The sequence below is a fragment of the Nostoc sp. UHCC 0252 genome (genome assembly GCF_034931145.1).
GTDB lineage: Bacteria > Cyanobacteriota > Cyanobacteriia > Cyanobacteriales > Nostocaceae > Nostoc.
The window spans coordinates 20802-29722 of record NZ_JAYGHE010000004.1 but is presented as its reverse complement, the minus strand read 5'-3'; the positions used below and the strand labels follow the sequence as shown (position 1 = coordinate 29722).

Sequence of the window (8921 nt, the reverse complement as noted above, 5' to 3'; positions counted from 1 at the left end):
AGGGAGCAGGGGGCAGGGGGCAGGGGGCAGGGAGCAGGGGGACAAGAGGTGAGAACTTGAAACAAGTCTTTCCTAATTCCCCATTCCCCATTCCCCATTCCCCATTCCCCATTCCCCATTCCCCATTCCCCATTCCCATTAAGATTTACTTCTCTCCATAAAATCCAACATAATTCGCCGATGCATATTTCCCAAAGGTCTTACTTCCCCAGCATTTTGCGAATAACAGTTACCTTGGTGAATATCTTCTGGGGTTAATAATCCCATATCCCAGCCTTCATTCAAAACCAGTTGATTTAATTCCACTAAGAGAGGTGCATGAAAGACATGACGGACAACTCTTCCGTCGGGATAACAGCCAAATTCTACAAAAGGTGGTAAATCGTAGCCGATTTCTTCTAAAATTTCTCGCTTTACTGCGACATCAGGCGTTTCACCGGGTTCGATATGACCGCCAAATAGTGCCCAGTAGCCAGGGTAGAGAATACCGGGGATGTTATCGCGTAGTTGCATGAGAAACTGGTTTTTTTGATAGAGAATTGCGATCGCTACATGCACCGGTTGATTGTTCATATATTAATTTTTAATTGCTAATTACTCTTCTTCTAGATACACTTCTCCTAATTCTTTACCAGCTAAAGGGATACTTCGGTAGCGAATTTTACCTTTAATCACGACCTGCGCTCCCTTAGCCAGATTCTTTTGATTGGTGACAACCCAAATTTTGCCAGTCGAGTCACTAATTTGATAAGCCCATTGCTTCATTAAAGGAGCTTGGTTTTCCACCTGACCTTGAATGTAAACTGTAGCCTGATTGTCTTGTCCTGGCTTAATTTCTCGAATTGGGGTGACATTAGTACCAATTTTAAAATTACTCCCATTCAAGCCAGACGAGGTTAAACTACCACAACTACTAAGTCCTACCGCCAATAAAAAAACTAACCCCAGGCGGTAGGGAACAATACTATACCCGTACAAGAACGAAAGGGAAAAATTTCTTGTTTGTTGCATGAAAGCCACCGATTGAGCAAATTTTTGCTTCACTGCTTGCTTTGTCGCCAGTTCCATTAGGTCAGTTCCCATCTATGATATTCTCTACGGTTTTAGAAACACGCTCTCAACTCTTTATTCTTCAGATAAAGCCGTTGATCTGAGAAAATAAACATTATGGTTTTACTCTGAGAGAAACGCTACGACATCAACAAATACACAATAATAGTTAAAAGTCAATAATTGATATTTCTATTTCAGACTTTGGACAAAAAACGAATTAATTATAGTTGGGAATTTTCATGGAAACAAAAACTGCCAAACTCCTTGATGGTAAAGCTTTAGCTGCGAAAATTCAGCAAGACCTTTCTGTAGCTATTACACAATTACAACCAAATATTGGACGACCCCCTGGTTTAGCAGTGTTAATGGTTGGCGATAACCCAGCGTCAGCCGCTTATGTCCGCAATAAAGAAAAAGCCTGCGCTAAAGTTGGCATCGCCTCTTTTGGTAAGCATTTTCCTGCCGAAACGACCCTTGGAGAGTTAGAAGAGGTTATTGCTGCACTAAACGACGATGAACGGGTTGATGGCATTCTGGTGCAGTTGCCCTTACCTAACCACTTGGATGCTGTGACTTTGCTACATCAAATTGATCCCGATAAAGATGCTGATGGATTGCACCCAGTCAATTTGGGGCGATTAGTACGGGGGGAAACTGGTTTACGTAGCTGCACCCCGGATGGTGTGATGCGGCTTTTACAGGCTTATGAGATTCCTTTGCAGGGAAAACAGGCAGTAGTGGTGGGACGCAGTATTTTGGTGGGTAAACCTATGGCGTTGATGCTATTAGAAGCTGATGCTACAGTCACGATCGCTCACTCGCGATCGCATGACCTCAAAACCATCACCCGAAATGCTGATATTCTAATTGCAGCAGCAGGCCGTCCCGGACTAATTACTGCTGATATGGTAAAACCAGGTGCTGTTGTGGTAGATGTGGGAATGAATCGCGTCATTGATGCTGGCAAAAGTCGCTTAATTGGCGATGTTGACTTTGAATCCACTGCTGGTGTAGCAGGATTTATTACCCCCGTTCCTGGTGGTGTTGGCCCTATGACTGTCGCCATATTGTTGCAAAATACATTCACCAGTTATTCCAGAGCAGCAAGAAAATGAAAGAGAGTGATGAGTAATGAGTAATGAGTAACGAGTAATGAGTAACGAGTAATGAGTAATGAGTAATGAGTAATGAGTAATGAGTAATGAGTTAAGAATTATTAATCCTAACTCCTGTAGAGACGAGATAAATCGCGTCTCTACTCCTAACTTTTGTACAGACGTGATTAATCGCGTCTCAACTCCAAACTCCTAATTCCGAACTCTTCATTTTTTCAGCCCCACAGCACCTTAAAATTGTGACGTATAAGACAAAAATCCCAAAGTGTCAGGAATTGAAGAATGGTAGCAACTGATAACGTTCAAAAGACACCACCAGAGGAAGCCACATTTAACTTAGCAGCCTATCTCAAAGAGCGACAAAAGCTTTGTGATACTGCTTTAGATCAGGCTATCCCCATCATTTATCCAGAAAAGATTTATGAGGCGATGCGCTATTCGTTATTAGCTGGCGGCAAGCGTGTACGTCCCATTCTTTGCCTTGCTACCTGTGAAATGATGGGTGGCACTATCGAAATGGCTATGCCAACGGCTTGTGCTGTGGAGATGATCCACACAATGTCTTTGATTCATGACGACCTTCCAGCAATGGATAATGACGATTACCGTCGCGGAAAGCTGACAAATCATAAAGTCTATGGCGAAGATGTGGCGATTTTGGCTGGGGACGGCTTATTAGCACTCGCTTTTGAGTTAGTTGCCCTTAAAACTCCCCAAAGCGTTAACAGAGAGCTAACCTTGCAGGTAATTGTTCGTCTTGGTCGGGCGCTGGGGGCAGCTGGTTTGGTCGGTGGTCAAGTTGTCGATTTAGAGTGTGAAGGAAAATCAGATATTTCTCTAGAAACGCTAAATTTTATTCATAGACACAAAACATCCGCCCTTTTAGAAGCTTGCGTAGTTTGTGGCGGGATCATCGCTGGGGCATCAACTGAAGATGTTCAGCGACTAACCCGTTATGCTGAAAATATTGGGCTAGCATTCCAAATCATCGATGATATTTTGGATATCACTTCTACAAAAGAGCAATTAGGTAAAACGGCTGGTAAAGATCAACAAGCGAAGAAAGTGACCTATCCTAGCCTTTGGGGACTTGAAGAATCGCGCTTAAAAGCCCAAGAGCTAGTTAAAGTAGCTTGTGCGGAATTAGAACCATTTGGGGACAGAGCCAAGCCACTCCAAGCGATCGCTCATTTTATTACTAGTCGCAATAACTAGCAACGCTTTGTGTAACTTTATATCTTTACACCGCAAGGGTTTCATGGATTGGGAGTGGGTGGTTTATTTACATCATACTGACTACCACCGTCCAGCAGAATTCAAAATTCAAAATTCAAAAAGCTTAATTTGATTAGCTTTTAGGCAATTTTGAATAATTGATCTGTTTCCACCCTGATGTACTAGGTTAATTTTGGATTTTGGGTTGAATTTAAATGTTTCCTCAACCAACAACTGCTGCTAATATTTACTAACCTAACCAAAATACCATGCGGGACATAGGCAACATTTTAGACAACCGGGTGCTGCTGGTTGCTCTGGTCGCTTGTTTAATTGCTCAAGCATTAAAGCTCGTAGTCGAGATCGTTAAAAATCGCAAACTGAATATCCGTGTTTTGGTGACAACCGGAGGTATGCCCAGTGCCCATTCAGCTTTAGTTACAGCTTTAGCGGCTGGTGTAGGACAAACACTTGGTTGGGCATCTCCTGATTTTGCCCTTGCGATGGTTTTTGCGATCATCGTTATGTATGATGCAGCCGGAGTTCGCCAAGCAGCTGGTAAGCAAGCTCGTATTCTCAATCAAATGATTGATGAATTATTTCATGAAAAACCAGACTTTAGCCAAGACCGTCTGAAAGAATTACTGGGACATACACCAGTTCAGGTAATAGCTGGATCGGCTTTGGGTATAACTATCTGTTGGTTAGCTAGCTTTGCTTATTTAAACTAGGGCAATAAATCCTTGTTTGAACAACTATTTTTAATTGAGACCTGTTGACACTCGCCGCAATAAATTGACGGCGATTCTAGCGGTTGTCTAAGCAGGGGATAAATCCACCTGCTTAGACGCAACACTAGTTAAGGGACTGTCATCGACCCCACCCTCTATATCAACTGTACTCATTGCAGATACAGCTTCCTTAAGATCCAGAGGGCATGAAAAACCTATCCACTGACCTATATTTTGACTAGCATTCCAGTCAGCGTTGCATCTATATCCATCAAATCCTCTAAACCAATCACCATTGCGTACACCCAACACACCATTACGATGGTCGGATTTACTGGTATATGGTGCTGGCACAGATTCAATGGGTACACCTACTTTGATTGCTTTGTATCTACAAAACAGTTCAAGTTGATAAAACGCCCATGTATCGCGGTTATTAGCAGCGTCAGACTTTGTTTTCTTATTTTGTTTCATTGTCTTTCGGCATCCTGATAAATCTTCAAACCGCAATCCCATTCCAAAATCAAGAGCAAACTGTACTAATTGCTTTGAAATGACATGATTAATATGTGTCATAATACGTCTTTCACGTTGCTCTAATCGCTTCACTTCCTTAAATTGTTTGGAGCTTTGAAGTTGGCGGCGAGTTCGTTGAAATTGTCGTCTCAACTGCTTAACTTGACCGCCCCTCCAAAACTTACCAAACCCTTTTGGTAGTGCCGCAACAGCAATATTGTTTTGTCCTCTATCTACTCCAATCCAACCTTTAACTTCACCTGCATCGGGAACATCCATCGACACAGATATAAGTGCATACCAAACGCCTTTTTTAGATTTGCATAACTTTAGCGAACCAAGTTTAGCTGCTCCAGAAATAGCCTTATTTAAAGTATCTGTATGGGAGGCTGAATGAACATCAAGAGGCATTCGCCCTTTCCGTCCTCTTAATAAGTTAAAAGCAATGGTGTAGAATTCGCCTTGCTTGGATATTTCAAAGTTTTGGTTATTGACCTCTAACCACATCCGCTTAAAATGCTTTACTTTTGTCTTAGCATTAGTGTTGCGGATTGTTTGATTAATCCAAGCTGATCCAATTTCTACATGACGAAAAGCAGAACTAGTTAACTTTTTCCGTTCTTTTGTATCGACCAACAGCAAATCGTTAGCAACTTGAGTATTAACCATTGTCATACGTTCAAATTCAAGTGCTTTAATTTGATTTAGTCGGTAAAAAGGTAGTTTTAGTGTTAATGATAGCTTTGCCATAAATCTATCTTACAATCTTATGTAAGATACGGATAAATTTATTTATCCTGTTCGCTTATATCCCCCGGTTAGAAACACGGGGGCTTTACACTTCACGAATCGTAATTTGTCAATTGACAAATTACCAAATTGGTAGATCGCATCAGTATTCTAAAAACTTAATATTGCTACAGCCGCACAGTTGAGCGTAGCAGAATCACCTTGCGACTATCTACTATGCTGGCAACAAAACCACCATTGTTCAGCTTCTGCAATGTGTTGTACGCTTCAGTTTGGTTCGTGGTATAAACCGCTAGCAAGTAAGGGCGTTGTCCATAAGAAACAAAACCTACGTTACCTCCTACTACTTGCTGTACGTTATTTGCTAGTTCAGGACGGTTGTAATAATCTACCAACACTGCATAACCCTCTCCTAATGCTTGAGGATTATAGTTAGCTGTTTGCTGAGGTGGCTGTTGCAGTCGTTGTGCCTGTTGTGGTGCTTGTTGTGGTGCTTGTTGTGGTGGCTGCACATCTGCCGTTGTCGGTCTAGTGGTAATGATGGCAGACAAGCCAACAATATTACTTACATACCTTGCCCATCGATTGGCATCATCAATTTTTTTAAAGCCCCCTATCCGCGTTACAGTTTCGTTGAGATATTTGCAGGTAATGGTCTTTAGCTCAGGTGGTAAGGCGCTACGCAACTGCTTTTGATTATTTGCTGTGGGACTAACTACTAATAAAAGATACTCGCCCGAAGTCGGTGGTTGACAAGCAGGAATGGCTTGTTGAGCAAAAACAGAACTCATGCCACCAATCAACCCTGCGATCGCTAATCCTAAAACACTTGGTAAAGTCTGAAATCTATGCACAAAAGTTAGATTATGTAAATCAAGGTGTCCTAGAAGATTTTATAAGAAAAAAGCTTAAAACCTAGCTACTTCAGTATGTGAATAGAAGGGCTGTTACAAAATATATTTTGTTCTTACCAAAGAAAATGAATTGGGAATGGGGGAGAAGAACTATTTATGATTTAGCAAAACCCCATACCCAATCAATGTTTATACTGGTTTCGCTAACCCCACCTAAAATGTAGATACTTTTATAGTATTTTTAGGTGGGGACTGCGCTCAACGTTTCTGTTCAATTCCTTAAGATACGGTAGCAAGCGATGCCAAAGCATCTGGTATTGTTTCAGAAGGAGCCTGAAATTCTCCAGTAATGACGTACTCTAAACGCAGTTTTAACCAAGTAATAAATTGGGGATTTGTAGAAATAATTGCTACTGATGGTTGCGGACACTTTGCCTTGATTTGTGCAAATTCAGGCGCTTCCAAGAAAGCTGGTTGCTCAACCAACCAAAAATCTATTTGTTTTTCTTGTTCGTGGTAGTGACGAGTGCGTTCTTTGATAACTTCGTGTGTGGGTTCTTCTTGGAGAAGAAAGCGTTGACTAGCCAAAACGTAATGGTATGTTTGCATTTTCATCCTTTGGTTGTTAAGTGAATCATGTAAGGGCACAGTACTACATTCTGTACCCTTATGAACTAACTCTTACGGGATTTCTTGAACCAAGAACTGAACGGACAAGCACTTGCTGACTTTTGGTCATTTGTCTGTTTGCCACCAGATGTTAGCTTTTCCAAGAACAGATTATTGTCGAAGTAATGTTCTAAGGAAATAACCTTTAAGTCATCGGTAACTTTGGCAATGCTCATGCCAATAATTTCTACTGTCTCTCCAGTAGGCGCATGGCCTTTGTATTCTCCGTTAAAATGTCCCCAATGCCGCCATTTGAATGTGACATTTGGTGGCCCTGAGTAAACTTCCAGCACTTCCCAAGGAAATCCTTGAGGAAATGTTGTGTGGAAGACTTTTGCGGATGATTCAAAGGTTTCTTCTGAAGCTTTGTAATGCTCTGAATCAGGCATAAATAAGTTGTAAGTACCTTGGGCGGATAAATCTGCTGCGGTATACTCTACTCCGCCGTTGGTACTGACGCGAAACTGTTCATTGACAATAGATAACCACTGTTGCGGGTTAGCTTTGAAAGATACCTCCATCTCAAAGGTTCGTACCAAGTTTTGCACGATCGCTTCTAGTGTACCTTCAAGGTGATTGTGGATACTTTCTTGGGCAAGATTCTCTTTGGAACGAGAATAATCAGGCGGTGTCTGATAGCGCCACTCGACATCAGTGCTTTCTGCTATCACCTTATCTCTATCTTGTACCCAAAGTGGCAGTTTGTTAGACTCTGTTGCGCTCATAGAAGTTTTTGCTGAAGAGAAGATTTGATCCCAATTTCTAGATTTCGCAGTAGACAATCCCTCTAGGTTATAGGTTATGGCTTACAGGTTACAATTTATTGCCCTATTCCCTATCCCCTGTCACCTGTCCCCTGTTATAGCTTGCTTCATTTCGCGGACTGCCCTTTCTATACCTACTAGTGCTGCCCGACTGATGATGGTATGACCTATGTTCAGTTCTTCCATGCCTGGAAGCGCAGCCACAGGATAGACGTTCCAGTAGGTGAGTCCGTGACCAGCGTTGACTCGCAATCCAGCTTGAATCGCTTGTTCACAACCTTTAGCTAATATGGCTAATTCTCGGTGGCGATGTGTTTCATCTTTAGCCTCAGCGTATTGTCCGGTGTGCAATTCGATAAACTGTGCCTGCACCTTGACAGATGCTTCAATCTGTGCTGGTTCTGCATCGATAAATAAACTAACTGGAATGTTAGCACTTTGCAATTTGTCGACTATCTCACCTATTCTAGCAATTTGACCGATAATATCTAGTCCGCCTTCTGTGGTCACTTCTTCGCGTTTTTCGGGGACTAAAGTCACGTAATCTGGTTTGATATCGAGAGCGATCGCTAGCATTTCTTCTGTTGCGGCCATTTCTAAATTAAGATGCGATCGCACTGTTTGCCGCAATATCCGCACATCTCTATCTTGGATATGCCGCCGATCTTCGCGCAGATGCACCGTAATTCCATCAGCACCCGCTAATTCTGCCAGCACCGCCGCCGCTACTGGATCTGGTTCCACCGTCCGCCGTGCTTGCCGGATGGTGGCGATGTGGTCAATGTTAACGCCAAGTGTAGGCACCCCAAGTTTCTCCCAATTCCACAATCCTCAGACTTGATTTTACCGGAAATAGTGGGAGTTTTGTTTGAGAAGCCCAAAACAAATTGAAGACGAGCTTCAATTATTTTCAACTGGTAGGGCGGACAACGCGAATCAAATTACCTGTCAATGGTTCGTCTTGATTAATTGCTTCATTAATTCGAGTTGCCATTCGAAACCTATCAGTATCATTTGTACAAACAATAATACCTAAGTGTTTAGGTGAGCTTCTATGCAGTTTGATAAAATCTTGACGATTTAGTGTTATTACAGTTCGATTCTCGGCGATTGCAAAGGCTAACACTTCATCATCTGGAATACCTAAATTTGCGTTACCAGCTTCCTGTACAGTTAAAACATCATGTCCCATTGTTCTTAACAGTTCACTAACTTTACGTGGGAACATCTCATCAGCGTATAAACGCGCCATGA

11 protein-coding genes are annotated in these 8921 nt (G+C 42.1%); 3 read left to right on the top strand and 8 right to left on the bottom strand.

All coding sequences use genetic code 11. The features are described 5' to 3' along the window. Nucleotides 1-138: 138 nt before the first annotated feature. Both VB732_RS03460 and VB732_RS03455 read right to left on the bottom strand, forming a co-directional pair. Complete coding sequence (locus tag VB732_RS03460; RefSeq protein WP_323229441.1) at nt 139-573, bottom strand: NUDIX hydrolase; 435 nt, start codon at nt 571-573, stop codon at nt 139-141. Between the two features lie 21 nt (nt 574-594). Beyond that, the gene (locus VB732_RS03455) at nt 595-1083 is read right to left on the bottom strand and encodes a hypothetical protein (protein ID WP_323229440.1); all 489 of its coding nucleotides are present in this window, start codon (nt 1081-1083) and stop codon (nt 595-597) included. A 209-nt stretch (nt 1084-1292) separates the two neighbouring features. On the opposite strand from VB732_RS03455, the gene folD reads away from it, so the two are divergent. The 3 genes from folD (at nt 1293) to VB732_RS03440 (ending at nt 4114) form a co-directional block, all read left to right on the top strand. Beyond that, nucleotides 1293-2168 (top strand): bifunctional methylenetetrahydrofolate dehydrogenase/methenyltetrahydrofolate cyclohydrolase FolD, encoded by an 876-nt coding sequence (folD, locus tag VB732_RS03450; RefSeq protein ID WP_323229439.1) that lies wholly within the window; start codon nt 1293-1295, stop codon nt 2166-2168. A gap of 282 nt (nt 2169-2450) precedes the next feature. Beyond that, nucleotides 2451-3383: a geranylgeranyl diphosphate synthase CrtE gene (crtE, locus tag VB732_RS03445; RefSeq protein WP_323229438.1), complete on the top strand. Its 933-nt coding sequence runs from the start codon at nt 2451-2453 to the stop codon at nt 3381-3383. A gap of 269 nt (nt 3384-3652) precedes the next feature. Then, a complete protein-coding gene (locus tag VB732_RS03440; RefSeq protein WP_323229437.1) occupies nt 3653-4114 on the top strand; it encodes a divergent PAP2 family protein in 462 nt (153 codons plus the stop codon). 87 nt (nt 4115-4201) lie between these two features. On the opposite strand, the gene VB732_RS03435 is transcribed toward VB732_RS03440, so the two are convergent. The 6 genes from VB732_RS03435 to VB732_RS03410 form a co-directional block, all read right to left on the bottom strand. Then, nucleotides 4202-5380, bottom strand: a complete 1179-nt coding sequence (locus tag VB732_RS03435) for a transposase (protein ID WP_323229436.1) — start codon at nt 5378-5380, stop codon at nt 4202-4204. A gap of 167 nt (nt 5381-5547) precedes the next feature. Further along, entirely contained in the window at nt 5548-6234 is a 687-nt protein-coding gene (locus VB732_RS03430) for a hypothetical protein (protein WP_323229434.1), read from the bottom strand. A 279-nt stretch (nt 6235-6513) separates the two neighbouring features. Next, a complete protein-coding gene (locus tag VB732_RS03425; protein WP_323229432.1) occupies nt 6514-6843 on the bottom strand; it encodes an MgPME-cyclase complex family protein in 330 nt (109 codons plus the stop codon). Between the two features lie 65 nt (nt 6844-6908). Continuing rightward, nucleotides 6909-7628, bottom strand: a complete 720-nt coding sequence (locus VB732_RS03420) for a SnoaL-like polyketide cyclase (RefSeq protein ID WP_323229431.1) — start codon at nt 7626-7628, stop codon at nt 6909-6911. A 120-nt stretch (nt 7629-7748) separates the two neighbouring features. Next, nucleotides 7749-8471, bottom strand: a complete 723-nt coding sequence (locus VB732_RS03415; RefSeq protein ID WP_323229430.1) for a pyridoxine 5'-phosphate synthase — start codon at nt 8469-8471, stop codon at nt 7749-7751. Between the two features lie 106 nt (nt 8472-8577). Then, nucleotides 8578-8919, bottom strand: a complete 342-nt coding sequence (locus tag VB732_RS03410; protein WP_323229429.1) for a DUF5615 family PIN-like protein — start codon at nt 8917-8919, stop codon at nt 8578-8580. Between the last annotated feature and the right edge of the window lie 2 nt (nt 8920-8921).

Bases quoted from the DNA above. Each gene is read 5' to 3' on its own strand.
- crtE (WP_323229438.1), top strand. From the start codon at position 2,451: ATGGTAGCAACTGATAACGTTCAAAAGACACCACCAGAGGAAGCCACA.
- VB732_RS03410 (WP_323229429.1), bottom strand. From the start codon at position 8,919: ATGGCGCGTTTATACGCTGATGAGATGTTCCCACGTAAAGTTAGTGAA.
- VB732_RS03425 (WP_323229432.1), bottom strand. From the start codon at position 6,843: ATGCAAACATACCATTACGTTTTGGCTAGTCAACGCTTTCTTCTCCAA.
- folD (WP_323229439.1), top strand. From the start codon at position 1,293: ATGGAAACAAAAACTGCCAAACTCCTTGATGGTAAAGCTTTAGCTGCG.
- VB732_RS03455 (WP_323229440.1), bottom strand. From the start codon at position 1,083: ATGGGAACTGACCTAATGGAACTGGCGACAAAGCAAGCAGTGAAGCAA.
- VB732_RS03420 (WP_323229431.1), bottom strand. From the start codon at position 7,628: ATGAGCGCAACAGAGTCTAACAAACTGCCACTTTGGGTACAAGATAGA.
- VB732_RS03440 (WP_323229437.1), top strand. From the start codon at position 3,653: ATGCGGGACATAGGCAACATTTTAGACAACCGGGTGCTGCTGGTTGCT.
- VB732_RS03435 (WP_323229436.1), bottom strand. From the start codon at position 5,380: ATGGCAAAGCTATCATTAACACTAAAACTACCTTTTTACCGACTAAAT.
- VB732_RS03460 (WP_323229441.1), bottom strand. From the start codon at position 573: ATGAACAATCAACCGGTGCATGTAGCGATCGCAATTCTCTATCAAAAA.